This window comes from Accumulibacter sp. (assembly GCF_029255145.1).
GTDB lineage: Bacteria > Pseudomonadota > Gammaproteobacteria > Burkholderiales > Rhodocyclaceae > Accumulibacter.
In genome coordinates this window covers 1-25,974 of sequence record NZ_JAPUVQ010000114.1, presented here as the reverse complement: position 1 = coordinate 25,974, position 25,974 = coordinate 1, and the positions used below count along the sequence as shown (strand labels likewise).

Genomic DNA, 25,974 nt, shown 5'->3' with positions numbered 1-25,974 from the left:
AGTCGTGTGGTGGGCTCCTTTCGTCGTCGGAGACGACGACAGGAGCAGTGGTTGTCGTTGGCGAACGACTGGAGGTCGAGGGTACGCAGCAGGTGGCCGTCGGGCGTCGGTAGCGCTGAGAGGAGCTGCTCCCGACCGGGTGGTGGCCTTCTTGGTTTATAGCCGTGGCAATCCGTTTGTTTCACTCTTCATGCTCCGTTGTCAGCGCGCTGCGCTTCCTATGGACTGCGGTAGCGCAGCGCGTTCGCACGGCGCAGGTGGCAGGAGAGCGCGATGCGCGTGGCAGCGAGATGGCTCGTAATCCGGGCGGCGTGACACCTACCCGGCAAGGTGCCCGTCATCGCCTTGCGGTTGTGGCAGGAGGACTCTCGGGGGGGCTGCTGCCAAGGTTGGTCCAGCAGCCTTTCAATGCTCGTCGCATTGGCGTTCTCGCTCGCGGCGACCTGCGCGCAGGTCGGTTTTCTTCCTGCGCCGAGTGATGAGCATGCCTATGCGGTTGGCGGTGTGGTCGAAGGGCGTGCTGAGGAACCCGTACCTCCGCGCACTGCTGGATGCCGAGATAGCTTATCGTCCTGGCCGAAGGGCAGTGGTCGACGTTAGTGGTATCGTATGCTGGGGGCGCAAGGAGACCGCGGAGCGCGCGCGGCGAGCTGCCAGTCGAAGTGGGCGTCCGATCATTCAGCTGGAAGATGGCTTTCTCCGGTCGTTTGGTTTGGGCATCGATGATCCGCCATTGTCGATTGTGGTGGACGACTTGGGTGTGTATTACGACGCTACGTCGCCATCCCGGTTTGAGTCTTTGGTGGCCGCTCCACTTACGGACTTGGAGAAGCTCCGGACGCAGGAATTGATGTCCCGGTGGCAGACTGCGCGGGTGTCAAAATATAACCACGCGCCGGAACTGTCGCTCTTCCCTGCCGCTGTGGTCATGCAGCAAGCGCAGCGGTATGTGCTGGTGGTAGACCAGACCTTGGGCGATGCTTCGATCCGCTATGGCCTGGCGGATGTCTCCAGCTTTCAGCGAATGCTGTCCGCTGCGCTGATGGAGAATCCAGCTTGCCTTGTGCTGCTCAAGGTGCATCCGGAGGTAATGGCAGGGCGCAAGCGGGGGCATTTTGATCTGGCAGCGGTTGCGGGTAATCCCCGGGTGCGGGTTCTCGGGATCGATGTGCACCCGGTGCCGCTTCTCGAACACGCCCAAGCGGTATACGTGGTGACCTCGCAAATGGGGTTTGAGGGGCTACTCTGGGGCAAGCCGGTGCGAACGTTTGGCATGCCTTTCTATGCGGGATGGGGCTTGACCGACGATGAGTTGCCAAGCCCGTCTCGGCGTGCGTCGGCGACGCTGGAGCAATTGGTCCATGCCGCACTGGTCGCGTATCCGCGTTATGTGAATCCAGAAACCGGTCAGCGTTGCGAGGTTGAGGAAGTGCTCCGACACCTGGCTCTGCAAAGGAAAATGCGCAACCGTTTTCCGAGTCAGGTCTATGCCGTGGGTTTCTCGAGGTGGAAAAAGCCTATCGTCCGCAGTTTCTTCTGGGGTTCCCAAGTGTTTTTCACCAGCCGCGCCGCAAGAATTCCACCCGGGGCATGCGTGGTCGTTTGGGGGCGAAAGCCAGTACCTTGGGATCTGCCGCCGGATGTATCGCTGGTTCGTCTGGAAGATGGCTTCCTCCGTTCGGTGGGCCTGGGTGCTGATCTGGTTCGTCCGCTATCCTGGGTGATCGACCGTCAGGGCATCTACTATGACGCCACGCAGGTTTCGGACCTCGAAGCTCACCTGCAGAATATCGGTCCTGACGGCACATTGCTGACGCGTGCGGCGGTATTGCGTGCGCGGATCGTTGCTTCCGGTTTGACCAAGTACAATGTTGGCGGCGAGGCTTGGACCAGACCGCAGCAGGCGGCACGTGTCGTCCTAGTGCCGGGGCAGGTGGAGAGCGATGCGTCGATTCAGTATGGAGCACCGGTGGTCAGAACCAATATGGGCTTGCTGCAGGCGGTGCGCGAGGCGAATCCTGATGCGTGGGTGGTATACAAGCCTCATCCTGATGTACTGGCCGGACTGCGCAAGTCAGGGACGGACGAGGAAGAGGCGCTGCGCTGGTGTGACGAGGTGTTGGGGGATGCCCTGATGGGGCAATTGCTGGCCGCCGTGGACGAGGTTCATGTGTTGACGTCTCTGGCCGGATTTGAGGCCCTCTTGCGGGGCAAGAAGGTCGTGTGCTACGGGCAACCGTTCTACGCGGGGTGGGGGCTGACAGTCGACAGAGTGCCGGTTCTACGCAGGTCTCGTCGGTTGACGCTTGATGAACTCGTTGCCGGGACGCTTATTCTCTACCCGACTTATGTGAGCCGCAGCACCGGCCGTTTCACGACGCCCGAGCGCGCGCTCGATGAGTTACTTGAGTGGCGCGACAAGGGACCCGACACGATTTCCTGGGTTCGCCGGCTGAAGCGTTTTATCCTGCGGCAGATCGTGGGGGTTCGGTGATGCCGGCCGTCGCGGGTTCACCAGGGGATTAATTCTACTTTGCCAGATTCATTTCACATCGTTGCTCGCAACCTGCCTGACGGCGACAAGCTGTGGTCCACCGTGATGAGCGGCAAGCCGCTGTGCGAGATGCGTTTCATCATGCCTTCCCGGGGCCAGAAGGCGCGAGAGGTTTGCCGGCAACTGTGGGCAAGGACGGTAGACCTGCCTCATGGTCACTCCGGCACCATTCGAGCCACGTGTATCGTGGCCAAGGAAACGAACCCGCCCGCCGGTACGGACCCCGTCGTCTGGCGGCTGCTGACCAACCGGCAAGCCGAGACACCGGAAGCCGTCGCCGAGTTGATCGGCTGGTATCGAGCACGCTGGGAGATCGAACTGTTCTTCCACGTCCTCAAGAACGGGTGCCAAGTCGAGGCGCTGCAACTGGGCGCGTTTGAAGGTTTGCAACGAACCCTGGCGCTGTACATGATCACCTCCTGTAGAGTGGCACGACTGATGCGCCTGGGCCGCACCTGTCCGGAGTTGGATGCGGAACTGATGTTTGACCGAGACGAGTGGCAAGCGGCATACCTCCTCAACAATAACAAGCCACCAGCCACCGCGCCTCGACTGAACGAAGTCATTCGGCTGATTGCCAAGCTCGGCGGCTTTCTTGCACGCAAAGGCGACCGCGAGCCCGGGTCAAGACCATCTGGATCGCTCTGCAGCGCGTCATGGATTTCGCCATCGGCGTCAAGTTCCTGCGAGAAGTCGAGGTGGAAAATTGTGTGTAAGGATATGCGCCTGGCCCATCGCGACACCGCCAATCGGCTCTCCTGTCGCGACTTGGTGGCGATCATGCGCCACAAGCTGCCCCAGAAAATCGTCACCGACCAAGACTTGGCCGTATCCATCGCCGACAGGCACACACGGCGCCGCCGGGCCATGGATTCGGCCGGTCGACGACCAGCAGAAATGCCTTCTGCATCAAACTGAAATCGAATCTGACAAAGTAGAATTAATTTGGCTTCACGGCGTTCTTTTCTGTTCCTGCAGGGCGTTTGTTCGCCTTTTTTTGCCAAGCTGGCCGATCAGCTGACCGCAGACGGGCATTGGGTCTTCAAGATCAATTTCAATGCCGGGGACCTGGCCTACTGGGGTATCCGGAGAGCCTGGAACTATCGCGGCGAGTTGCCGGGTCTGCGTGACTTTCTCGACGACAAGTACCGCAGGTTCGAGATCACCGACCAGGTGCTGTTTGGCGACCGTCGCCCAGTTCATCGGCCGGCCGTTGATCGTGCTTCAGCGCTGGGAATCCGCACGCATGTCTTCGAGGAGGGCTATCTGCGCCCTTGCTGGGTAACCCTCGAACGCGAGGGCGTAAACGGCCACTCCTTGTTGCCGCGTGACCCCGACTGGTTTCGCCGCGTCGGCGCGAAGCTGCCGGATTACGGCAATGGTGCGTCATTCAAGTCGCCGTTCAGCTTGCGTGCCGCGCACGACGTCGCTTACCACCTGGCCGGATGCACCAACCCCATTCTCTTCCCGCATTACCGACGGCACGCGCCACTCAATGCCGCCGTCGAATACGCTGGTTACGCCGTGCGGTTTTCGATGCTTCGCTTCCGCGAGCCGCAGGACGCCGCTTTGATCGACCACCTGGCCAACAGTGGTGTGCCGTTCTACCTGCTGCCGCTGCAACTGAACAGCGACGCCCAGATTCGCGACCACTGCCGATTCGACGACATGAACGGGGTGATGGAATTGGTGATGGAGTCATTTGCCGTGCATGCGCCGAACGCCGCACGGCTGGTGATTAAGAACCATCCGCTCGATGCCGGCCTGGTCAACTATCGCCGCGTCATTGCCGACCTGGAGAAGCGCTTCGGCTTGTCGGGACGTATCGATTACCTGGAGAGCGGCGATCTGGCCAAATTGCTGCGACACGCACAGGGCGTGGTGACGGTGAACAGCACCGTCGGCATCGTCTCCGTCGGCGCCGGATGTCCGACCGTGACCCTCAGTGATCCGATCTACAACCTGCCCGGGCTGACTTTCCAGGGGCCATTCGACGACTTCTGGAAGCATCCCGGCAAGCCCGACGCCGAACTCTATCGTCATTTTCGCAATACCCTGATTCACGCCGCGCAGGTCAACGGCGGCTTCTATTGCGCGACCGGAATCAGGATGGCGGTGCACAACTGCCGTCGCTTCCTCGAACCAGAGCGTTCGCCGCTCGACGAGTTGCTGTGAGCGCGGCTGACCACCCGCGGACGGTGCTGATCACCGGCGCCACCGGTGGCATTGGCGGTGCGCTGGCCGCGGTCTATGCCGAGGTCGGCACGACCTTGATCCTGCAGGGACGCAACGCCGCTCGGCTGGCCGAGCTGGCGGCATTGTGCGAGGCGCGCGGCGCGCGGGTGCTGACGCAGTTGCTCGATCTGTACGACCGGCAGGCGCTGGCGAACTGGCTGGCGGTGCTTGGCGAGCACGAGCGCCTGGATCTGGTGATCGTCAATGCCGGCGTGAACACCAATATCGGGCCGGACGGCGCGGGCGAGCGCTGGCACGACGTCGAGGAACTGATCGCGGTGAACGTCCTGGCGGCGATGGCGACGGTCGATGCGGTGCTGCCGGCGATGCGCGCTCGTGGTCAGGGCCAGATTGCCCTGCTCAGTTCGCTGGCCGCGTACTACGGGCTGCCGGTGACGCCCAGCTACTGTGCCAGCAAGGCTGCGATCAAGGCCTACGGTGAAGCGATCCGCGGCTGGTTGGCAGGCGAGGGCGTGCAGGTCAGCGTGGTCATGCCGGGCTACGTCGAATCGAAGATGTGCCGCGAGATGCCAGGACCCAAGCCTTTCCTGTGGTCGCCCGAGCGAGCGGCCCTGTACATCCGGCGTGGTCTGGCGCGCAACCAGGCGCGGATCAGCTTTCCTTTCCCGCTCAATTTCGGTACCTGGTGGCTGGCGGTCCTGCCGTCGGCGGTTTCCCAGCGCATTCTGCGCCTGCTCGACTACGGTGGCTGAAGCGTTCTGGTGGGCGGTGGCGCCGTCGGTTGTCGTCAGCGCCGGTCTTTCCTTGTTGCTCGAGCGCTTGCTGCGCCCGGCGACGCTGCCTTTCTGGAAGCGCCCGCTGGCGGCACTGGCAATTCACTTCGGATTCTGGCTGCTGGCCTGGTGCTTTCTCCTGCTGCTTGTCCGCCGGCCCGTTTTTGCTGCCAGTGCGCTGCTGGCTGGCATGCTGTTCGTGGTGCTGGTCAGCAACGCCAAGTATCAGGCGCTGCGCGAACCCTTCATTTTCCAGGACTTCGAGTACTTCAGCGACGCCTTGAAGCACCCTCGGCTATACCTGCCCTTCCTCGGCGCCTGGCGGGCGGTGCTGGCCTTGCTGGCCTTCGCGGCGGCGGTCTGGGCGGGTCTGGCGTTCGAGGAATCCTTGCTGGCGTCGCTGCCGGCCGACGATTTCCTGACTGGCGCGGCGATCGTGGCGACGGTCGGCCTGGTGCTTCTGGCGCTGGGGATGCGGCGGCGACCGGGGGTGACTTTCGACGCCGCCAGCGACCTGCGACAACTGGGTCTGCTGGCCGCGATGTGGCGCTACGGCGAGGAGGAGCACGTTCCTTGCGACGTCCGTTCGCCGTACGACGGCGCCACTCCCGTACGGCGCGCTGCCGGGGTTCGAGGCCATCTGGTGGTGGTACAGAGCGAGTCCTTCTTTGATCCGCGGCGGCTATTCGCCGGGATCAGCAGCGATGTCCTGCACGAGTTCGATGCCTTGCAGGCGGATGCGCTATGCCAGGGGCAGGTCGAAGTGGCTGCCTGGGGCGCCAATACCGTGCGTACGGAGTTCGCCTTTCTGTCCGGGCTGGCCGGCGAGTCGCTGGGCGTGCATCGCTTCAATCCGTATCGCCGGCTGGCCCGCCAGGGCGTCGCCACGCTGGCCAGCCACCTGCGGCGATGTGGCTACCGGACGGTCTGCGTGCACCCCTTTTCAGCCGCTTTCTACGCCCGCAACAAGGTCTTCCCACGGCTCGGGTTCGACGAGTTCGTCGATATCCACCGCTTTGCCGGGGCGGCCAGGAGCGGGCCTTACATCGGTGATCTGGCGCTTGCCGAGAAGGTCTGCGAGCTGCTGCACAACGCTGCCGAGCAGCCGCTGTTCGTCTTTGTGATCAGCATGGAGAACCATGGGCCCCTGCATCTGGAAAAGGTGCTGCCCGGCGACGTCGAACGGCTCTATTCGCTGGCCCCCCCGGACGGTTGCGACGATCTGACCATTTACCTGCGCCATCTCGGCAACGCCGATCGGATGGCCGGCGTGTTGCGCGCCGCGCTCGAGGCCCTGCCGGGTCCAGGCGGCCTGTGCTGGTACGGTGATCACGTGCCGATCATGCCAGAGGTCTACCGCGCGCTGGGGGCTCCGGGCGGGCAGACCGACTACTTCATCTGGCGGAAAGGCGGTCAGCGGGGTGGCGCGGGTCAGCAGACGAGAGGGACACGCCGTGATCTCAGGGTCGAACACCTTGGTCGCCTGTTTCTCCACGAAATGGGCCTGTTCGGCGCGCCGGCCATCGCGCCGGAGGTGCCTGCGAGGCGCCCCGGAACGTTCGGCGCGTCGTAGTCCGGGGTGAGCAATGAACCCGGACACGACCGGGGATCACGCCGGGGTGTTCGCCCAGCCGGCGACGGCGGCCAGGTTGCTGCGCTCCCTGCAGTGACGGCGTGTGGGTGTCCGCGCCGGCGCACGAAACTGATTACAGCCTGCCGAGCTCGTCAGCCAGGGCGGCGACGGTTTGCCTGATCTCCGGCTCGCCGTGCTCGCAGGAGATGAAGAAGCGCAGCCGGGCGGACTTCTCGGGAACCGCCGGGTAGAGGATCGGCTGGACGTTGATGCCGCGCTCGAACAGCGCCGCCGACAATCGCGCCGCCTTGATCGAGCTGCCGGTAATCGCCGGGATCACCGCAAAGCCCGCACAGGTGCCGGTGTCGACGCCGGCAGCTCTGGCTTGCGCCAGGAAGGAGCGCCCCCGCTCCTGCAGGGTGACGACGCGCTCTGGCTCGCGCTGCATCACGTGCAGGGCCGCCAGGGAGGCTGCGGCGAGAGGTGGCGACATGCCGACGCTGTAGAGAAAGCCCGGCGCCAGGAACTTGAGGTGTTCGATCAGCGCCGTTTCGCCGACGATGTAGCCGCCACAGCCGGCCAGTGCCTTGCTCAGGGTACCCATCCAGATGTCGACATCTGAACCCTGTAGCCCGAAGTGTTCCCTGATCCCTCGTCCGGTCGCGCCCATCACGCCGAAGGAGTGCGCCTCGTCCACCATCAGGAAGGCGCGATGCCGCTTCTTGACGGCGACGAAGCGCGGCAGGTCGGGGTAATCGCCGTCCATGCTGTAGATGCCTTCGAGTACCACCAGGACCTTCTGGAAGTGGTGGCGTTGCTGCGTCAGGATGGTGTCCAGGGTCGCCGCGTCATTGTGCGGGAAGGACAGGCGCCGGGCTCCCGAGAGGGCTATTCCCTGCAGGACGCTGTTATGAATCAGTTCGTCGTGAACGATCAGATCCTGGTCGCCGAACAGATAACCGATAGTGGTGACGTTGGCGGCGTGACCGCTGACGAAGGTGATCGCGTCGTCGACCTCGTAAGCAGCGGCGAGCGCTTGCTCCAGTTCGCGGTGCACCAGGCGTTCGCCAGAGACCAGACGGCTGGCAGACACCGAGGTGCCGTAGCGATCGATCGCCAGCTTGGCTGCCGCCGAGACTTCGGGATGGCCGGAAAGCGCGAGATAGTTGTAACTAGCGTAGTTGATGAAATCCCGGCCGTCGATTCGCGTACTGGCGCCGGCGATGCCTTCGTGCACCTTGAAGAACGGACTGGCTATGCCGAGGCGGCTGGCGCCTTCGCTGATGATTCGCACCTGCTGGTAGCCTTGATGCCGGTCAAAGCGGCAGTGCTGCTCCGGCGTGTCGGTGGCATTGCTCGAGGCACGAACCGGGGCGTCGAAGACCTTGCCTTGCTCGGCTTGCCGGAGGCGGCGCTCGAGCGCCTGCTGGATGAGCTTGTCCTTGATCTGGGCGGTGAGCCCGGGCAATCCCTTGCGCACCATCCTAGTCGACCTCCTGCGGCGTCGTCGCCGCGCTTCTCGATTGCAGGTCCTCGGTCACCTTGTCGATCAGGTCGCGCGAGACGGCGCCTTGCTGCTCGGCGATCTGCGCGACCTGTTGCGCGATGGTCGCATGCCGCTCGTCGGACTCGCTGCCCTCGTCGGTCCCGCGCAGTTGCTGGATGACCTTCGCCGCCAGCCTGGCGATCGTCGGGCTCTGACTCAGGGCCATCACCGGCAGCCGGATGCCGAAACGCCCTTCGAGGGCGACCATCAGTTCGACACCCATCAGCGAGTCCAGGCCCATGTCGTAGAGCGAACGATTGGCGTCGATCTTGTCCGGAGCGACGCGCAAAATCTCGCTGATCTCGCCGCGCAGGATGTCGATGAAGGCCGCCAGCAGATCTTCGTCGGCGAGTTCGGTCAGCAGCCGCTGAATGTCTTCCGAGTGGTTGTCCTGGTCGTCGCCGTCATCAGCGTGCCACGCCAGTTCCCGGAACTTCGGACTGGCCGCACTGGGCAGCAGGCGGCTGAGGGCGTTCCAGTCGAAGTCGAGCACCGCCAGGCCCGAACGATTGGCCAGCAGCATCTCCTCCAGGGCATCGAGAGCAATCGCCGACTGGAGCGCCGCGCCGCCCATGCGGCTGACCAGCGCCTCCTTGATCGGTGTGTTGCGCGCCAGGAAGCCGACATCGTCGATCGGACCCCAGCCGACACAGGTGGCACACAGCCCGATCGACCGGCGATACTCGGCCAGCGCCTCCAGGCAGGCGTTGGCGGCGACGTAGCTGGCCTGTCCGGGATTGCCAAAGACGGTGGTCGCCGAAGAAAAGAGGATGAACAGATCGAGCTCCCGGTCGCCTGTAAGCTCGTGCAGGTGGCGGGCACCGACGACCTTCGGGGCCAGCACGCGGCGAATCTGATCGGCATCGAGGTTGCGGACCAGACCGTCGTCGATCACCGTCGCCGCATGGACGATCCCCTTCAGCGGCGGCAGCGTCCGCGCGGTCTCGGCGAGCAGCGCGGCCAGTGCCTCGCGGTTGGTGACGTCGCAGGCCGCGGCGTACACCTGAACGCCCTGTTCTTCGAGACCGGCGATCGCCTGAAGCGCTTCGTCGGACGCCGGACCGCTACGGCTGATCAGGATCAGCTGACGGGCGCCCTTGCTCGCCAGCCACTGGGCAGTCCGCAGCCCGAAACCCTGCAGGCCGCCGGTGATCAGGTACGAGGCGTCGGCTGCCAGCAGCAATGGCCGGCGCTTCGGCGGCTCCGGCGAATGGACGCGATTGATGCCGTGACGATACGTGATGACGATCTTGCCGATCTGGCGCGCCTGCTGCATGAAGCGGAAGGCGTCGACGATATCGTCGGCCTCGAAGCTGCGATACGGCAGGGGGTGGAAAACGCCGTCGGCGAACAAGTCCATGATCTCGCCGAACAGGCTGCGGGTCAGCTCCGGGCGCACCAGCATCAACTGGTCGGCGTCGATGCCGAAGTAACTGATGTTGTTGCGGAAGGGCCGCAGGCCAATCTTGGTGTTCTCGTAGAAGTCGCGTTTGCCGAGTTCCAGGAAGCGGCCGAAGGGCTTCAGCACCTGGAAATTGCGGTTGATCGCTTCGCCGGCGAGCGAATTCAGAACGACGTCGACGCCTTGCCCGTCGGTCTGCGCCATGATCTGGTCGGCAAAGGCCAGCGACCGTGAATCAAAGATGTGATCGACGCCGAGGAGGCGCAGGAAGTCGCGTTTTTCATCGCTTCCGGCGGAGGCGTAAATCTCGGCGCCGATCCACTTGGCGACCTGGACCGCGGCAATTCCGACGCCACCCGCCGCGCCATGAATCAGCACCTTTTCTCCCGGTTGCAGCCGCGCCAGATGGTGCATGGCGTAATAGACGGTAAAGAAAGTGCTTGGAATCGTTGCCGCCGCTTCGAACGAGATTCCGGGCGGGATCTGGGCGATGGCCGTGGTCTGGGTCACCACCCGGTTGCCGAAGCTTGACGGGCCGAAACCGACGACCTGATCGCCGGGGCTGAAACCACTGCCTTCGCGGCCGCTGCGGCTGACGGTGCCGGCAAACTCGAAGCCCAGCGTCGGGCCCGCGAAGCCGTTTTCGATCGCTTCGTCGGCCAGCAGCCCCAGAGCGTACATGACATCGCGGAAGTTCAGACCCGTGGCCTGCACATCGACCTCGATCTGGTCGGCTGCCAGGTCCCGACGTGGCTGTGCCTCCCAGCGCAGGTTGCGCAGTTGCCCCGGGAACTGGAATCCCAGCGCCACGGTGGGCGTCTGGATCGGCGCCTGCTGTTGCGTGTTCGGGCGTTCCTCGATGCGCAGGCGCAAGGCGTAACGCTCGCCGCTGGCGGTGAGCATCACTTCCTGCTCGGCATCGGCCTGTTCGAACTCCCTGTCCAGCGCCGCGGCTGCTGTTTCAATGGCCAGTGGCGTTTCCAGGTCAATGAGGCGGATCGCGCAGTTGTCGGCCTCGTTGAGCATCGTCCGGCCAAATCCCCACAGGGCGGTGTCCGCAGCAATGCTGGCCATCTCGGCCGTTGCGGCAGCTGCGCGACCGGGGAGCAGGTGGCTGACGGCGTTGGCCGTGATCAGCCAGCAGGTGCTTGTCGTCCGCGTTTCTGCGCAGGCCCGGAAAATGCTCGCGGCCGTCGCGCAGCGCCCGACCTGGCGATCGAGAATGTCGTCCGCCGTTGCGCCGCCTGGTTCCGCGATAAGGCCGGCGAGATGCACGATGCCGTCGAGCTCGCCGTAGCTGCGGCTCATCTCGCCGAGCAGTGAAGCGATCTGTACGCTGCTGCTGGCGCTGGACTGAATCACCAGATCCCCGCGCGCCTGCAGTTTCTTCGTCAAATGATCCGAGAGCTGTGCCGAAAAACCGGCCTGATCGGCAAGCAGGACCCAGCTGCGCAGGGTCGATCGCGGCGCCGCGGCGGGCGCGGAGTCCGTTTCGTTGAGCTTGCCGAGCAGCAGGTAGGGACCGGACAGCGTGTCTGGCGAGAACTCGAAAAGCTCGCAGGACGCGAAGCCGGATTCTTTCAGCTGCTGCTGCCAGAAAAAGCTGGGTCGTTGACCGGACAGCCAGCTGCCGCCTTCCTGCCGCGACCAGCCTTCCTGGCGGGCGCCGAAAACGAAGTCGATCCAGCGCGAAGGATGCTGGCCGATGACCACCAGCGAGCCGCCCACGGCCAGGCAGCTGCGCGCATGGTCGAGGGCCTGGAGGGTCGTTTCGAGGGTGCCGAAATCGAGCACGACGATCGCCAGCGCGCCGCCAGTGCTGCTTGCGGAGCCCGCAGATCCCTGCCACGGCGGTTCGCCAATTAGTTGCGTATCGACCTCCGGCGAGCACTCCTTGAGGTGGCCGAGCACCTCGTCCAGCACGCTTGCCGACGTGCTGGCGAAGCAGTAGTCGCCGCGATTGAAGTCCATGGCGCTACAGACGTCCATCGCGAACAGGGGTGCGCCGGCGCTGATCTCGACGATCCGCAGCCGTCTGCCCTCGGGAAGATCGCGCAGTCCGCGGCCGATCAGTTCGCGCACCGCCTGGCCGATTTTCTGTTTGCCGCTGCTGCCGAGGACCTGCCGCAGCAGAGTGGCCAGTGATGACTCCTGCGGGCAGATTTCGGACAACGTGGCGCCGCCGGCCAGCAGCCTGCCGAGATGCATCCCGATACGCCCGACCGAATGGACGATCTGGAAGTAATCGGGATCGTCGGCCACCAGGCTGTTCCAGATATCCTGCGCCGACGACTGGTCGCGCGAGTCCGGGACGATTTCCCAGCCGTCGGCGGTGACCGCCAGCGACTGATCGTCTTCGGCCAGTGACAGCAGACTGGCCAGGAAAGCCTCGGTTGCCGGGCAGGCGGTCTGGCAGGCGATGATCGCGCGGGACGGCAGACTTCGCCCGTCCGCTGACAGCTCCAGCAAGGCCAGCCGGGTGAACCGGCTGCACAAGGTATCCAGCAGTGGATCGACTTCTTCCGAGTAGCGGCGATGCGTCCCTTTCAACGCGGCGCGCCTGGTCAGATCGGCAAGCGCCCAGCGGACCCTGTCGAAAGCGATGCCCGGCTCGCCGGCAGGCATCAGCGCATGCGGCAGCGGTGTGGCGTGGTAGGCCAGACAGCGCAGCTGGTCAGCGGCGTTTCTGCTCAGACGGACGCTGCGGAAGAGGACATCGTTGACGACGGCGATGGCGCTGCCGTCAGCGGTGAATAGCGCGAACTCGGCGCGCAGCGAGCGCGAACCCTGTCTGAGCAGCGTTGCGCGCGCGTAGGCGGGTCTCGCCAGGCCGTTGCGGAAGACGATACGTCCCATCCGTACCGGTACGAAGGCGATGCCCTGGTTGCCGTCGATGGCGTCCTTCAGCAACTGGAAAACGAGCTGGAAGGCGCCGTCGAGCAAGGCCGGGTGGACGTACGCGTGCTCGATCTGGCGGTCGATACTGTCCGGGATTCGATAGATCGCCAGCACCGAGTTTCCCTGTACCCAGCCGTGCTCGATGCACTGGAAAGCCGGGCCATACTTGATTCCCACTGACCGGGTCAGGGCCGCGTGGCTGCTGGCGTCGAAGTCGGGCTCGCGGTCGGGGAGGGCGGACGCGTCCTCGCGCAGCAGCGCACCGTCAGCTTCGCAGCGGACGCGGGCGGTGGTGTGCAGGGTCCAGGGCTCGCTGCCGAGCTGCTCACGGCTGCTGATCGTCAGGCTGCCGTCCTGCGCGGCGATCGTCGAGCGGATGACTGTCGAGCGCTCGTCTTCGATCAGCAGCGGCGAACGAATTTCGAGGTCGTCGATCGCCGCCACACCGTCGGCTTGCCACGCCAGCGCGGCGGCCAGCGCCAGTTCGGCGAAGCCGGCGCCGGGGAAAACCGTCGCCTCGCCGACGACGTGATCGGCCAGGATCGGATCGTGCTGGGTATCGAGCTGGTTTTCCCAGGTCAGCTCGTGCTGCGCCAGTGCGTAGCCCAGCAAGGGGTGCCGTTTGTGCCGATAGAGCAGGCCGGCCGATTCGCTGGTGACCGGGTGCCAGTGGCGCTCGCGCTGCCACGGGTAGTTGGGCAATTGGACGAAGCGGGCCGGTCGCGGGAAGAAGATCTGCCAATCATGGGTGGCGCCGGCGATTACCGTCTGGCAGGCGGCACTCCAGATCCGTTCGGGCGAATCGTCGTCACGCAAGAGGGTGGCGACGACGCGACCGTCGGTCGCCCGGTCCTTCAGGCAGTCGTTGAGGTAGCTGCGCAGGATCGGACTGGGGCCGATTTCGACGAAGACGTTGATGCCGTCGTCCACCATCGCCTTGACCGCCGCCTCGAACAGCACCGGCTGGCGGATGTTCTGCCACCAGTATTCGGCGTTCAGTTGCCGTCCGTCCACGGTTTCGCCGGTGACCGTGGAGTAGAAGGGGTGCACGGCTGCGCCCGCTTGCAGTTCGGCGAGAGCCGTTTTCAGAGGGCCTTCGATGCCGTCCATGGCCGGGCTGTGGAAAGCGTAGTCGAGCGCCAGGCGCTTGTGGAAGAAATCCGCGCGGGCGAGAGCCGACTCGAGAATGCCGAGTTGCTCGGCGTCACCGGCGACGGTGACCCCGCGCGAGCTGTTGACCCCGGCGATTTCGAGCACGGTTTCGAGACCGAGGTCCTCGATCAGCTGGCGAGCAGCCTGGTGATCGAGGGCGATCGCGGTCATCTGACCCTGGCCCCTGGTCATTCCCTGCAGCCGGCTGCGATGATAGATCACTTCGACGGCCTGGGGCAGGGTCAGCGCGCCGGACGCCCACGCCGCCGCGACTTCGCCAACGCTGTGGCCGGCGACCGCCTGCGGCTTGATGCCGCGCTGCGCAAGCAGGCGGGTGATTCCCACCTGCACGGCGAACAAGGCCGGCTGGGCGATCTCGGTACGCTCGTACGGTGCTTCGTCCTGGCTGCCGGCGAGCTCGTCTTCAATCGAGTAGTCGGCATGACGCTGAAACAGCGCGTCGACCTCCCGGACCGCCGCGCTGAATACCGGCTCGCCGGCCAGCAGGCGGCGACCCATGCCGGCCCACTGTGAGCCGTTCCCGGTATAGATGAAGGCCGGTCCGCGTGGCTTCTCCAGGGCCTTGCCGGTGTCCACCGGGCTGGCGTCGCCCGTGCCGTCGGCAAAGTCGAGCAGCGCCTTGGCGATCGCTTCGCTGTCCTGCCCGAAGACAATCGCCCGCTGCTCGTGCCGGTCGCGACGAAAGGCGGCGGCATGGGCGATGTCGTACAGGGCGCTTGCCGGCTGGCTGCACAGGAAGCCGGCGAATTCGCGCGCCGCGGCTGCCAGCGCGGCGCTGTCGCGCGCCGAGACGATGATCGGCAGCAGGCTGGCGACGGGTGCTGGCGGCGGCGCGGGTTCGGCTTGCTGATGGCTCTCGAGAATCGCGTGCGCGTTCGATCCGCCGAAGCCGAAAGAGTTGACCCCGACGATCAGCTTTCCCTCAGCCTTCAGGTGCAACTGCTCGGTAACGACCTTGAGGTTCCACTCGGCGAGCTTGATATGGGGGTTGGGCTTGACTACGCCGATAGTCGCCGGAACGACCCGGTGCTTGAGGCAGTGCAGCGCCTTGACCAGGCCGGCGACGCCGGAAGCCGTTTCGAGATGGCCCAGGTTGCTCTTCACCGAGCCGATCGGCAGCGGCAGGTGGCGCGGCCGGCGACTGCCCAGCGCCTCGCCGATAGCCAGCGTTTCGATCGGGTCGCCGATCGCCGTGCCGGTGCCGTGTGCTTCGAGGTAGTCGATCGACGCCGGATCGATGCCGGCCCGCGCATAGGTCTGTTCGAGCAGAGCCGCTTGCGCCAGCGGGCTCGGTACCGTCAGGCCCGATTTTCGGCCGTCGGTATTGACCGCCGAGGCGGCGACGACGGCAACGATGGGGTCGCCATCGGCCAGCGCCTGTTGGTAATCCTTGAGGACGAAAATGCCACCGCCCTCGGAGCGGACATAGCCGTCGCCGGAGGCGTCAAAAACGCTGCAGCGGCCACGCCGCGAGAGCATCGACGCCTTGGCGAAAACCAGGAATCCGTAGGGATGAAGATGCAGGCTGACGCCGCCGGCAAGGGCATGGGTGTTTTCGCCCGAGACGATCGAGCGGCACGCCTGGTGAAAGGCGACCAGCGACGACGAACACGCGGTGTCGATGGCCATGCTCGGGCCGCGCAGGTCGAGGACGTACGAAATGCGGTTGGCGGCAATGCTCGCCGTGTTGCCGGTAGCGGTCGTCGAGTCGATCACCGCCAGGTCGTCGGCCAGGCGATACGAATAGTCGGCGCTGGCGATCCCGACGTAGACGCCGCAGCGACTGCCGCGCAAGGTCGACGGCCTGATGCCGGCGTTTTCGAGTGCTTCCCAGCTCATTTCGAGCAGCAGGCGCTGCTGCGGGTCCATCAAAGCCGCTTCGCGCGGCGAGATACCAAAGAAGCCGGCGTCGAAGGTGGCGACATCGCCGATCGATCCGGCGGCGAAGGTGTAGCTGGTGCCGGGGTGGTTTCGCCGCGGATGGAGGAAAGCCTCCTGCGCCCAGCGCTGTGGATCGACCTCGGTCACCAGATCTCGACCGTTCAGCAGGTCTTGCCAGTACCGGCTGGTGCTGGTTCCGGGCATTCTGAAGGAATAGCCGACGATGGCGACGCGCCCTGTCATGCTGGATGGTATCTCCGTTGGTTTCGAGGGGTTGGTGGCGAGCGCGTCGAGTGGTTGCCCGTGTCTAGACAGCGATCGCCTGGTCACACCGGGGAGGCGCTGGCTGTCGGCTGGCTGGCAAGGGGTAAGGACCTGCGCCACGGCAGGCTCGCTGGCAAAGGCGCCCGATCGCCCGGTGGGGCAGCATTCGCTGTGCGCTCAGATGGGAATCATCGTGCTGGTTCGCCGAGCGGCGGTTCACGTTCGCCCGCCGGCCGCGAACAAAAGGCCCGAACTCGGTGCAGCCGGCCGCAGTGCCGATGTGCTGCCACCGATCGCGACGAAAGCTGAAGACAATGGACAAATCCTTTCAGGTTTCGGTTGGTGGCGTGTTTATTGGGGCGATGTACGGGACTCGAACCCGTGACCACTGGAATCACAATCCAGGGCTCTACCAACTGAGCTAACACCGCCATTGATCTGGCGCGCCCGGCGAGACTCGAACTCACGACCCCCGGCTTAGAAGGCCGGTGCTCTATCCGGTTGAGCTACGGGCGCAAGTGCGAGATTTCCTGAGCAGGGGGGTTCCCGCGGTACCGTTGGTTGAAACTGTTGCCGTTGGTCGGGGCGGTGGGATTCGAACTCACGACCCTCTGCTCCCAAAGCAGATGCGCTACCAGGCTGCGCTACGCCCCGAGAAAGCGCGCATTCTACAAGCTGACATCACGGGGGTCAATGACGCTCGCCGTGATTTCCGTGTCGCGGGGACTGCCTGCGCCTGCTCGCCATCGCGAGCATCGGGCCATGCGCTGCATCCAGTCATTCGATCGCTGCGTAAAGCAGGTCGTCGAAGCCCAGCGGCGAAGCCCATGGCCCCCACTTCCGCACCCGACCCGAGACAGGACTGCCAGGCGATAGCGCGGCATCTGGCGACTGTCGCCTTTCCGTGGGATACCACGCGGGCGCTCGAGCTCGCCTTGTTCCGGACTTTCGCGGCGCCGCGCATCGGCGGCCTGTTGCACGGCAGCGGCGAATTCGAGGCGCGTACCCAGAAGCGCTACGATGATACCGACCTTCTGGTGAGTGAAATCATCGAGCATGGTTTCGATAGCCCGCGCGGTTCCCGGGCCATCGCCCGAATCAATGCGCTGCATGCCCGCTTCCGGATCGCCAACGATGATTTTCTGTACGTGCTGTCAAGCTTCGTCTTCGAGCCGATCCGCTGGAACGTGCGCTTTGGCTGGCGGCGCATGAGCGACCTCGAGAGACTCGCCTGGTTCTGGTTCTGGAGGGGCGTCGGCGAACGCATGCTGATCCGCGACATCCCCGAGGACTATGGGCAATTCGAGCGCGACAGTCGCCGGTACGAGGCGGACAACTTTCGCTGCACGCCAGCCAGCCGGTGCGTCGCCCTGGCGACGCGCGAGATGTTTGCCGGCTGGTTTCCGGCACCCTTGCGGCCGCTGGTTCGCCGCGGCATCCACGCCTTGCTCGATCCGCCGCTGCTCGCCGCCTTCGATTTGCGGCCGGCGCCGCGCTGGCTGGCATGGCTCGCCGAAAGCGCTCTGCGCGCCCGCGCCCGGGTGCTGCGCTGGCTGCCGCAGCGCCGCCGGCCGAAGCTGCGCACGCAGCTGCCGCGAGCCGATTATCCCGATGGCTACCGCATCGAGTCGCTGGGGCCGGCGCTGCGCTGCCCGTTTTCTGGTGGCGGCAGCGCATCCGAAAGCGGCAGGGATGCGTAATCAGGCGTGTGGCGCGAACTTGGCGCGCTGCGCTCGGGACGACGGACAGGAAAGGAGAAGAAGATGACGGTCAAGGTGATGGCCCGGCTGACGGCAAGGGTTGGCAGTGAAGCAGCGCTGGCGTCGATTCTGCGCGATTTGTGTGCTCCGAGCCGAGGCGAGGTGGCATGCCTGAGCTACGAAGTGTTCCACAATCAGGACGAACCGCTGGAGTTCGTGACCGTCGAGCAATGGGCTGATCAGGCAGGCGTCGACGCGCACATGGCGACGCCGCACGTGGCCCTGGCCATCGAGTTGGCCAGCGAGCTGCTGGCGCAGCCGCCTGCGATCCATCGTTTCAGCCAGCTCGCATGACAATGGCTTCATGTTGGCGATGCCGTCCAGGCGGCTCGCGAGACAGGCGAGGGTAGTCCATGCAGTCCATGGCAGCGACGGGCAGGGCCATCGACCGCAGGCGGTACGCCGCCTGGCGGCGGCTTTCCTGGCGGCGCCTCGCGGCGCTCCTGGCAGCGCTTGCCGGGGTGGTCTATCTGGCGGTGCTGGCTGGAATCTACGTCTTTCAGGAGCGCCTGATCTTCCGTCCGGAGCCCTTGCCGGCGAGCTATCGCTTCGTTCTTGCCGACGTCCACGAGCGCCGCATCGATGTCGGCGGCGCGACGCTCTCGGCGCTGCACCTACAGCTGCCTGATCCACGAGGCGTGGTCTTCTTCCTGCACGGCAATAGCGGCAATCTGGCGACGTGGCTCACCGACACCGAGTTGTACCGGGCAGCCAATTATGATCTGTTCATGATCGACTATCGCAGCTACGGCAAGAGCAGCGGTCGGATCGAGAGCGAGGCGCAACTGCGCGCGGACGTCCTCGCTGCCTGGCGGGGCGTCGCGCCACAGTATGCTGGCAAGCGGCGGGTGATCTACGGGCGCTCGCTCGGCACGGCGCTGGCTGCCGGACTGGCGGCAGAGGTGCAGCCCGACCTGACGATCCTCGTCTCGCCCTATTGCAGCATGGCGCAGCTGATGCACGAGCAGTATCCCTTGCTGCCGACGGCGCTGCTCCGTTACCCGCTGGCGACCTGCCTGGACGCCAGTCAGCTGCGCAGCCCCCTGCTGCTGGTGCATGGCGAGGCCGATGCGCTGATCCCGATCGAGCACAGCGAACAGCTGCTGGCGGTAGCGCCGCAGGCCATGCTGCTGCGCCTGCCCGGCGCGGGGCACGCCGACCTGCATCGCTTCCGCGCCTATACCGACGCGTTGCTCACGACGCTCAAGACGCTCTGACCCACACCAGAGGAGGAGGGCAAATGCTTACAGGATTGATGCAGGACCGCCCGTTATTGATTTCGTCGCTGATCGAACACGCGGTCAGCTGCCATCCACAAGGCGAGATCGTCTCGCGGACCAGCGAGGGGCCCATTCACCGCTGCACCTACGGCGACATTCATCGCCGCGCAAAGCAACTGGCCAAGGCGCTGACCGCGCTTGGCATTCAGCCCGGTGAGCGCGTCGGGACGCTGGCCTGGAACGGTTACCGGCACCTGGAGCTGTACTACGGCGTGTCGGGAATGGGCGCCGTTCTGCATACGATCAACCCGCGCCTGTTCCCGGAGCAGATCGCGTACATCGTCAACCATGCTGCGGACCGCTTCCTGTTTGTCGACCTGAGCTTTGTGCCGCTGGTCGAAAAACTGGTGGACACCCTGCCGACCGTGCACGGGGTGGTCGTGATGACCGACCGGGCGCACATGCCCGACTCCGCCATTCCCGGTTTGCTCTGTTACGAGGACCTGCTCGGCGCCCACGACAGCGATTACCAGTGGCCGCAGTTCGACGAGCGGACCGCCTCGTCGCTGTGCTATACCTCGGGGACCACCGGCAATCCCAAGGGGGTGCTGTACTCGCATCGTTCGTCGGTGCTGCATTCGTGGGCCGCCTGCGCGGTCGACGGTCTGGCTGTCGGGGCAGGCGAGACGGCACTGCTGGTCGTTCCGATGTTTCACGTCAATGCCTGGGGAATGCCTTACGCCGGGGCGATGTGTGGCGCCAAGCTGGTGCTGCCGGGTCCGGCGCTCGACGGCCAGAGCGTCTATCAATTGATGCGCGACGAGCGGGTGACGCTGGCCCTCGGGGTGCCGACGGTCTGGCTGATGCTCCTGCAGTATGTCGACACGGCTGGAGTGCTGCCCAGGGAAGAATTGTGCCTTCGTCGTGTGGTGATCGGCGGTTCGTCGGCGCCGCGGGCGATGAGCGAGCGCTTCGCGAACGGCTTCGGCGCCTTTGTCGTGCACGCCTGGGGAATGACCGAAATGTCGCCGCTGGGGACAGTCTGCAATCTGTTGCCCAAGCACGACGGGCTGCCGCTGCAGCAGCGCCTTGCCGTGCATGAGAAGCAGGGGCGTGCGGTATATGGCGTCGACATGAAGATCGTCGACGACGATGGTGTCAGCCTGCCTCGGGATGGCAAGGCGGCTGGCCATCTGCTGGTGCGCGGGCCGTGGATCACCAGCGGCTACTACCGCGGCGAAGGCGGCGAGATTCTTGACGCCGATGGCTTCTTCGACACCGGCGACGTGGCGACCATCGACGCCGACGCCTATATGCAGATCACCGATCGCTCGAAAGACGTGGTCAAGTCAGGGGGCGAATGGATTTCATCGATCGCCATCGAGAACGCGGCGATCGGCCACCCGGCGGTAGCCGAGGCCGCGGTCATCGGCACGCCGCATGCCAAGTGGCAGGAGCGGCCGCTGCTGATCGTGGTCAGGAAGGCGGGTCACGAGCTGAGCCGCGAGTCGATGCTGCAGTTCCTTGGGGGCCGGGTCGCCAACTGGTGGCTTCCGGACGATGTCGTTTTTGTCGAAGAACTGCCGCACACGGCGACCGGCAAACTCCACAAGCTGAAGCTCCGCGAGATGTTCAGTCAGTATCGCCTGCCGACGTCGGCGTAGATCGTCAGGCGAATAACTTCGTCGCTTCTGACTTGACCGAATTCCCGGGTTTGCCCATCCGCCGGGCCGCTTCCGGCGCGCCCGCCGCCTGCAGTCGGGACGCTACCGTTGTTTCGGGCCAGGCCGCGGGCAGCGGCCAATTTCCGCCAATTCCCGTCACCACCTTGACCGTGCTCCCCGGCTGCGGTATATCGCTGAATGCGTTGCGGCTGGCCGGCGCGAGCGGCGATCCGGCGGCCGTTGTCTCGATTGGTGAACCGGTGCCCGGTTTCGCATCGATCGAGAAAACTTGAGGAGCGAAGATGGAACGTGAAGTGATGGCCTACGACGTGGTGATCGTCGGAGCGGGTCCGGCCGGTTTGAGCGCGGCGATTCGCCTCAAGCAGCTGAATTCCGAGCTGGCGGTGATGGTGCTGGAGAAAGGTTCGGAGGTCGGCGCGCATATTCTGTCGGGCGCCCTGTTCGAGGCGCGGGCGCTCGATGAACTGCTTCCCGATTGGCAGGCCAGAGGCGCGCCAGTGCGGACGCCAGTCAGCGAAGATCACGTCTACCTTTATCGCAGCGAGACCGCCGCGGTCAAACTGCCGGGTTTTGCCGTACCCGCGCCGATGCACAACGCGGGCAACTACGTCATCAGCCTGGGCAGCCTTTGTCGCTGGCTGGCGGAACAGGCCGAAGCGCTCGGCGTCGAGATCTTCCCGGGGTTCGCGGCCGCCGAACTGCTGTACAACGACGATTCTTCGGTAAAGGGAGTGGCTACCGGCGACCTGGGACGTGACAGGAAAGGCCAGCCGAAGGACAGCTTTCAGCCCGGCATCGAGTTGCACGCCAAGTACACGCTGTTCGCCGAAGGCGCACGCGGGCAACTTGGCAAGGAACTGATCGCCCGCTACGATCTGGACAGTGCTGCCACCGCCCAGCACTACGGCCTTGGGATCAAGGAGTTGTGGCAGATCGATCCGGCGAAACACCGGCCGGGTCTGGTCGCCCATGGCGCCGGCTGGCCACTCAGCGAGCATGGCGCTACCGGTGGTTCCTTCCTCTACCACATGGACGACAATCAGGTCGCGGTCGGTCTGATCGCCGATCTCAACTACGCCAATCCCTATCTGTCGCCGTTCGAAGAGTTCCAGCGTTTCAAGTCGCAGATCGAGATCAGAAAGTATCTGGAAGGTGGCAAACGCTTGTGCTACGGGGCGCGGGCGATTACCAAGGGGGGTCTCAACAGTCTGCCGAAGCAGAGTTTTCCCGGCGGGCTGCTGATCGGCTGTGATGCCGGTACGCTGAACTTTGCCAAGATCAAGGGTATCCACACGGCGATGAAGTCGGGGATGCTCGCCGCCGAGACCGTCAGCACCGCCTTGCAGGCAGGCGACGAGGGGGGTAGCGACCTGTCGACCCATGACGCCGCCTTCAAGGCTTCGTGGCTGTACGCGGAGCTCCACCAGGCACGCAATTTCGGACCGGCGCTGCACAAGTTCGGCACCTTCCTGGGCGGCGCCTTCAACTGGATTCAGCAGAATCTGTTTGCCGGTCGGATGTTCTTCACGCTCAAGGACAAGACCAGCGACCACCAGCAACTGCGGCCGGCAGCTGCCTGCCAGCCGATCGAGTATGCGCGACCCGACGGTGTGCTGCGCTTCGATCGGCTGTCGTCAGTATTTATTTCGAATACGGCGCACGAGGAAGAGCAACCCGTTCATCTGCAATTGCTGGACAGCGCCAAAGCGATCGCGGTCAACTTCAAGGAGTACGCCTCGCCCGAGCAACGCTACTGCCCGGCGGGCGTGTACGAGATCGTCGAAGAGGCGGCGGGTCCGCGTCTGCAGATCAACGCCTCCAACTGTGTCCACTGCAAGACCTGCGACATCAAGGATCCGACGCAGAATATTCGCTGGGTCGCACCCGAGGGCGGTGGTGGGCCGAACTATCCGAATATGTGATCTGGCAGTCGACGGTCACGCGCTCTTGCCGGCATGCCGGGCCAGTGCCCAGGCGACGTGTTCGCGAACCAATGCCGAGGCGTCATCGAGCCGTGCGGCCAGCGCCGCGACGACCGCCGGCGAGCTGTCCGCGTTACCCAGCGCGACGGCGATATTGCGCAGCCAGCGCTGGTGCCCGATCCGCCGGATCGGGCTGCCAACCAGGCGCGTATTGAACTGCTCTTCGGTCCACGCAAACAGCACCGCCAGCGGCGTCGCGTCGAGGCCATGACGGACCGCAAAGTCAGGGTCGCCAAGCTGCGTAAAGCGGTTCCACGGGCAGCACAGCTGGCAGTCGTCGCAGCCGTAGATGCGGTTGCCGATCAGCGGCCGCAGCGCCTGCGGGATGGCGCCGTGCAGTTCGATCGTCAAGTACGAAATGCACAGCCGGGCATCCACTTCGTATGGCGCGACGATCGCCCCGGTCGGGCAGGCGTCGAGGCAGCGACGGCAGTCACCGCAGTGGTCGGCGATCGGCACGTCGGGGGGCAGCGGCAGGGTGGTGTAGATCTCGCCGAGAAAATGCCAGGAGCCGCTGCGGACCAGCGATAGCGTATGCTTGCCACGCCATGCGATTCCCGACCGGCATGCGAAGTCGGTTTCCATCACCGGCGCCGAATCGGAAAACACGCGGCAGGCAATGCCGCCATCGGTCGGCGCCAGTGTCTTGACTTCCAGGCGAATGCGTTCGGCGAGCTTCTGCAGCCGCTGGCGGACGGTCTTGTGGTAGTCGCGGCCGAGCGCATAGCGCGAGACGTAGGCCAGCTCGCTGTCGGCAAGGACCTGCTCGGCGTCGGCAGCGTCGGGCCAGTAGGGCAGGCGGGCCGAGATGACCGACAGCGTGCCGGGCAGCAGCTCTTGTGGTGCAGCGCGCAGCGACGCGTGTTTGGCCATATAATTCATTTCGCCGTGCCGGCCCAGCGCCAGCCAGCGCAGCAGCCACGGCGCCGCCGCTGAAACGTCGGCGCTGGCGATGCCGATTGAGGCAAAGCCCAGTTCCTGGCCCCACTCCTTGATCCTTCTCACCACTTTGGCATAGTCGCCGCGGCCATTGGCCGGGCCGCAGCGGGCGCCTGTTTGGGAGTTTCTTTCTTGCATAGCCGGGATCATAAACAGTCGGCGCTGATTCTGCATCTGCCGGACGAATCGGCCACCGCCAGGCTTGGCCGGCACCTGGCGCCATTGCTGACGCCGGGCATGGTGATCTGGCTCGATGGCGACCTGGGATCGGGGAAAACCACCCTGGTACGTGCCATGTTGCGTGCGCTTGGTCACCTCGGTCCCGTGAAAAGCCCTACCTATACATTGGTTGAAATTTACGTGATTTCGAGGATATACTGGTATCACTTTGATTTCTATCGATTCAACTTTCCAGAAGAGTTCTTGGATGCAGGGCTTGGCGAGTACTTCCGTGACGATGCCGTTTGCATGGTCGAGTGGCCCGAAAAGGCCGCAGGTCAGGTGCCTGCGGCCGATCTGGTCGTTCTCTTCGACATTGTCGGGGAGGGGCGGACGCTGGACATCGTCGCGGCTAGCGAGGAGGGACGAAAATGTCTGAACGCGCTGAAGAGCGACTGGCGGGACGTCGGAGACTGATCAAGTTTGCCGGTGCCTCGCTGTTTCTGACGGTGAGCCCGCTTTCGCAAGCTGCGACCAATCGACATCCGAGCATCCTCGCGGTTCGTGTCTGGCCTGCACCTGACTACACGCGGGTGACGATCGAGCACAGCGCGCCACTGAAATACACCCATTTCACGGTGAAGGATCCGGAGCGCCTGGTGGTCGACCTCGAGGGCGTCGAGTTGACCAGCGTCCTCGAAAGCCTCGGCAAGAAAGTGGCGCCGGACGATCCCAACATCAAGCTGCTGCGCGCTGGACGTTACAAGCCGGGCGTTGTGCGTCTGGTGATGGAGCTGAAGAATGAAGTCGAGCCGCAGGTTTTCGAGTTGGCGCCAGTCGGAAACTACGGGCACCGCCTGGTCCTTGACGTCTACCCACTGACCCCGCCAGACCCACTGCTCTCGCTGCTGGACAGCAAGGACTGGCGCCCGGCGCCGGTCGACAGCAGATCCTCGGTCACGGCTGATATCCAGCCGAACACGGGCCTCGACGTCAAGCCCGAACGCAAGGTCGAGAAGCTCGCCGAACAGAAGCCAGCTACCCAAAAGCGCCAGGGCAAAGCGGTGATCGATCGTCTGGTGACCATCACTCTCGATCCGGGGCACGGCGGCGAGGATCCAGGAGCGGTCGGCCACGGTGGCAGCTTCGAAAAGCACGTGACCTTGGCGGTCGCCAAACGCTTGCGGGCAAAGATCGAGGCCGAGCCGAATATGCGCGTCGCGCTGACCCGCGACTCGGACTTCTTCGTTCCCTTGGGGGCTCGGGTACAGAAGGCGAGGCGAATCCAGTCCGACCTGTTCGTCTCGATCCATGCCGACGCCTTCGTTAGGCCCGACGCGAACGGCTCTTCGGTCTTTGTGTTGTCGGAGAGTGGCGCCTCGAGTTCCGCTGCGCGCTACCTGGCGCAGAAAGAGAACGCTTCCGACCTGATCGGCGGCGTCAATATCGACGTCAAGGATCCCGTTCTGGCGCGCACCCTGCTGGACCTCTCGCAGACCGCGACGATCAGCGACAGCCTCAAGTTGGGCAAAGCCGTGCTGGGCGCGATCGGCGGCATCAACCGGCTGCACAAGGCCAGCGTCGAGCAGGCGGGTTTCGCTGTGCTCAAAGCGCCCGACATTCCGTCGATCCTGATCGAGACTGCTTTCATCTCGAATCCCGAAGAGGAAAAGCGTTTGAACGACGACGCGTATCAGGACAAGATGGCCGAAGCGATTCTGTCGGGGATCAAGAAGTACCTGGCGCAGAATCCGCCGTTGGCCAAGTCGACGCTGGCCAGACTCGACTAGCAGTCTGTCGGAGTGCGCCGTGCCAAGGCGCTGTTTTCCAGCGGGTGCAAATCGCGCCCGGCAACTTTCGCTCCGGCCGGTAGCAACTGGAGCAGTCGTGGAGGTAACGAAGCGGCTGAAGCCTCTGGTGTAGAAGGTCCTGTAAGGGACTTGGCGACCACGCAGGCCGTAATGTGAAT

General features: G+C 64.6%; 16 protein-coding genes, 3 tRNA genes and 1 pseudogene. 14 read left to right on the top strand and 6 right to left on the bottom strand.

Annotated elements, in window-relative coordinates:
• The first annotated feature begins 484 nt into the window (after positions 1 to 484).
• The 5 genes and pseudogenes from Q1L50_RS12705 (at position 485) to Q1L50_RS12685 (ending at position 7,096) form a co-directional block, all read left to right on the top strand.
• Complete coding sequence (locus tag Q1L50_RS12705) at positions 485 to 2,494, top strand: capsular polysaccharide biosynthesis protein (protein ID WP_300339316.1); 2,010 nt, start codon at positions 485 to 487, stop codon at positions 2,492 to 2,494.
• A 56-nt stretch (positions 2,495 to 2,550) separates the two neighbouring features.
• Positions 2,551 to 3,270: pseudogene (locus tag Q1L50_RS12700) on the top strand (IS4 family transposase); the annotation flags it as partial.
• Between the two features lie 229 nt (positions 3,271 to 3,499).
• The gene (locus tag Q1L50_RS12695; RefSeq protein ID WP_300339314.1) at positions 3,500 to 4,729 is read left to right on the top strand and encodes a capsular biosynthesis protein; all 1,230 of its coding nucleotides are present in this window, start codon (positions 3,500 to 3,502) and stop codon (positions 4,727 to 4,729) included.
• Positions 4,726 to 5,502, top strand: coding sequence for an SDR family NAD(P)-dependent oxidoreductase (locus tag Q1L50_RS12690; RefSeq protein ID WP_300339312.1), 777 nt, complete (start codon positions 4,726 to 4,728; stop codon positions 5,500 to 5,502). Before Q1L50_RS12695 ends, Q1L50_RS12690 begins: the two co-directional genes overlap by 4 nt.
• The gene (locus tag Q1L50_RS12685; RefSeq protein WP_300339310.1) at positions 5,495 to 7,096 is read left to right on the top strand and encodes an LTA synthase family protein; all 1,602 of its coding nucleotides are present in this window, start codon (positions 5,495 to 5,497) and stop codon (positions 7,094 to 7,096) included. The genes Q1L50_RS12690 and Q1L50_RS12685 overlap by 8 nt, the downstream gene beginning before the upstream one ends.
• A 133-nt stretch (positions 7,097 to 7,229) precedes the next feature.
• On the opposite strand, the gene Q1L50_RS12680 is transcribed toward Q1L50_RS12685, so the two are convergent.
• Complete coding sequence (locus Q1L50_RS12680) at positions 7,230 to 8,579, bottom strand: aminotransferase class I/II-fold pyridoxal phosphate-dependent enzyme (protein WP_300339308.1); 1,350 nt, start codon at positions 8,577 to 8,579, stop codon at positions 7,230 to 7,232.
• Position 8,580: 1 nt separating this feature from the next.
• Positions 8,581 to 16,239 carry a type I polyketide synthase gene (locus Q1L50_RS12675; RefSeq protein ID WP_300339306.1) on the bottom strand — a complete coding sequence of 2,553 codons (7,659 nt, stop codon included), beginning with the start codon at positions 16,237 to 16,239 and terminating at the stop codon, positions 8,581 to 8,583.
• Between Q1L50_RS12675 and Q1L50_RS12670 the strand changes: the two genes are divergently transcribed.
• On the top strand, positions 16,238 to 16,645 hold the full coding sequence (locus tag Q1L50_RS12670; RefSeq protein ID WP_300339304.1) for a hypothetical protein: 408 nt from the start codon (positions 16,238 to 16,240) through the stop codon (positions 16,643 to 16,645). The genes Q1L50_RS12675 and Q1L50_RS12670 overlap by 2 nt on opposite strands.
• On the opposite strand, the gene Q1L50_RS12665 is transcribed toward Q1L50_RS12670, so the two are convergent.
• The 3 genes from Q1L50_RS12665 to Q1L50_RS12655 all read right to left on the bottom strand — a co-directional run bounded on the left by Q1L50_RS12665 (position 16,616) and on the right by Q1L50_RS12655 (position 16,914).
• Positions 16,616 to 16,691: transfer RNA gene (locus Q1L50_RS12665), tRNA-His, on the bottom strand. The two genes, Q1L50_RS12670 and Q1L50_RS12665, sit on opposite strands and share 30 nt — an antisense overlap.
• Positions 16,692 to 16,699: 8 nt before the next feature.
• Positions 16,700 to 16,776, bottom strand: a tRNA-Arg gene (locus Q1L50_RS12660).
• A gap of 61 nt (positions 16,777 to 16,837) precedes the next feature.
• Positions 16,838 to 16,914, bottom strand: a tRNA-Pro gene (locus tag Q1L50_RS12655).
• Positions 16,915 to 17,087: 173 nt separating this feature from the next.
• Between Q1L50_RS12655 and Q1L50_RS12650 the strand changes: the two genes are divergently transcribed.
• The 6 genes from Q1L50_RS12650 (at position 17,088) to Q1L50_RS12625 (ending at position 22,847) form a co-directional block, all read left to right on the top strand.
• Positions 17,088 to 17,960, top strand: coding sequence for an oxygenase MpaB family protein (locus tag Q1L50_RS12650; RefSeq protein WP_300339302.1), 873 nt, complete (start codon positions 17,088 to 17,090; stop codon positions 17,958 to 17,960).
• A gap of 63 nt (positions 17,961 to 18,023) precedes the next feature.
• Positions 18,024 to 18,314 carry a putative quinol monooxygenase gene (locus Q1L50_RS12645; RefSeq protein WP_300339301.1) on the top strand — a complete coding sequence of 97 codons (291 nt, stop codon included), beginning with the start codon at positions 18,024 to 18,026 and terminating at the stop codon, positions 18,312 to 18,314.
• A 59-nt stretch (positions 18,315 to 18,373) separates the two neighbouring features.
• The gene (locus Q1L50_RS12640; protein ID WP_300339299.1) at positions 18,374 to 19,237 is read left to right on the top strand and encodes an alpha/beta fold hydrolase; all 864 of its coding nucleotides are present in this window, start codon (positions 18,374 to 18,376) and stop codon (positions 19,235 to 19,237) included.
• Positions 19,238 to 19,260: 23 nt separating this feature from the next.
• Entirely contained in the window at positions 19,261 to 20,904 is a 1,644-nt protein-coding gene (locus tag Q1L50_RS12635; protein WP_300339297.1) for a 3-(methylthio)propionyl-CoA ligase, read from the top strand.
• A 32-nt stretch (positions 20,905 to 20,936) separates the two neighbouring features.
• Positions 20,937 to 21,197, top strand: a complete 261-nt coding sequence (locus Q1L50_RS12630) for a hypothetical protein (protein WP_300339295.1) — start codon at positions 20,937 to 20,939, stop codon at positions 21,195 to 21,197.
• 9 nt (positions 21,198 to 21,206) lie between these two features.
• Complete coding sequence (locus Q1L50_RS12625) at positions 21,207 to 22,847, top strand: electron transfer flavoprotein-ubiquinone oxidoreductase (RefSeq protein ID WP_300339293.1); 1,641 nt, start codon at positions 21,207 to 21,209, stop codon at positions 22,845 to 22,847.
• A gap of 15 nt (positions 22,848 to 22,862) precedes the next feature.
• Here Q1L50_RS12625 and queG read toward each other — a convergent pair whose 3' ends face one another.
• On the bottom strand, positions 22,863 to 23,984 hold the full coding sequence (gene queG, locus Q1L50_RS12620; protein ID WP_300339291.1) for a tRNA epoxyqueuosine(34) reductase QueG: 1,122 nt from the start codon (positions 23,982 to 23,984) through the stop codon (positions 22,863 to 22,865).
• On the opposite strand from queG, the gene tsaE reads away from it, so the two are divergent.
• Both tsaE and Q1L50_RS12610 read left to right on the top strand, forming a co-directional pair.
• Positions 23,979 to 24,482, top strand: coding sequence for a tRNA (adenosine(37)-N6)-threonylcarbamoyltransferase complex ATPase subunit type 1 TsaE (gene tsaE, locus Q1L50_RS12615; RefSeq protein ID WP_300339289.1), 504 nt, complete (start codon positions 23,979 to 23,981; stop codon positions 24,480 to 24,482). The genes queG and tsaE overlap by 6 nt on opposite strands.
• Positions 24,437 to 25,795 carry an N-acetylmuramoyl-L-alanine amidase gene (locus tag Q1L50_RS12610; RefSeq protein WP_300339287.1) on the top strand — a complete coding sequence of 453 codons (1,359 nt, stop codon included), beginning with the start codon at positions 24,437 to 24,439 and terminating at the stop codon, positions 25,793 to 25,795. The genes tsaE and Q1L50_RS12610 overlap by 46 nt, the downstream gene beginning before the upstream one ends.
• Positions 25,796 to 25,974: the final 179 nt, after the last annotated feature.

Excerpts from the sequence above, each read along its gene's own strand:
- Q1L50_RS12705 (WP_300339316.1), top strand. The coding sequence starts at position 485 with ATGCCTATGCGGTTGGCGGTGTGGTCGAAGGGCGTGCTGAGGAACCCG.
- Q1L50_RS12680 (WP_300339308.1), bottom strand. The coding sequence starts at position 8,579 with ATGGTGCGCAAGGGATTGCCCGGGCTCACCGCCCAGATCAAGGACAAG.
- Q1L50_RS12670 (WP_300339304.1), top strand. The coding sequence starts at position 16,238 with ATGCTGGATGGTATCTCCGTTGGTTTCGAGGGGTTGGTGGCGAGCGCG.
- Q1L50_RS12675 (WP_300339306.1), bottom strand. The coding sequence starts at position 16,239 with ATGACAGGGCGCGTCGCCATCGTCGGCTATTCCTTCAGAATGCCCGGA.
- Q1L50_RS12650 (WP_300339302.1), top strand. The coding sequence starts at position 17,088 with ATGGCCCCCACTTCCGCACCCGACCCGAGACAGGACTGCCAGGCGATA.
- Q1L50_RS12645 (WP_300339301.1), top strand. The coding sequence starts at position 18,024 with ATGACGGTCAAGGTGATGGCCCGGCTGACGGCAAGGGTTGGCAGTGAA.
- Q1L50_RS12640 (WP_300339299.1), top strand. The coding sequence starts at position 18,374 with ATGCAGTCCATGGCAGCGACGGGCAGGGCCATCGACCGCAGGCGGTAC.
- Q1L50_RS12635 (WP_300339297.1), top strand. The coding sequence starts at position 19,261 with ATGCTTACAGGATTGATGCAGGACCGCCCGTTATTGATTTCGTCGCTG.
- Q1L50_RS12625 (WP_300339293.1), top strand. The coding sequence starts at position 21,207 with ATGGAACGTGAAGTGATGGCCTACGACGTGGTGATCGTCGGAGCGGGT.
- queG (WP_300339291.1), bottom strand. The coding sequence starts at position 23,984 with ATGCAAGAAAGAAACTCCCAAACAGGCGCCCGCTGCGGCCCGGCCAAT.
- Q1L50_RS12610 (WP_300339287.1), top strand. The coding sequence starts at position 24,437 with ATGTCTGAACGCGCTGAAGAGCGACTGGCGGGACGTCGGAGACTGATC.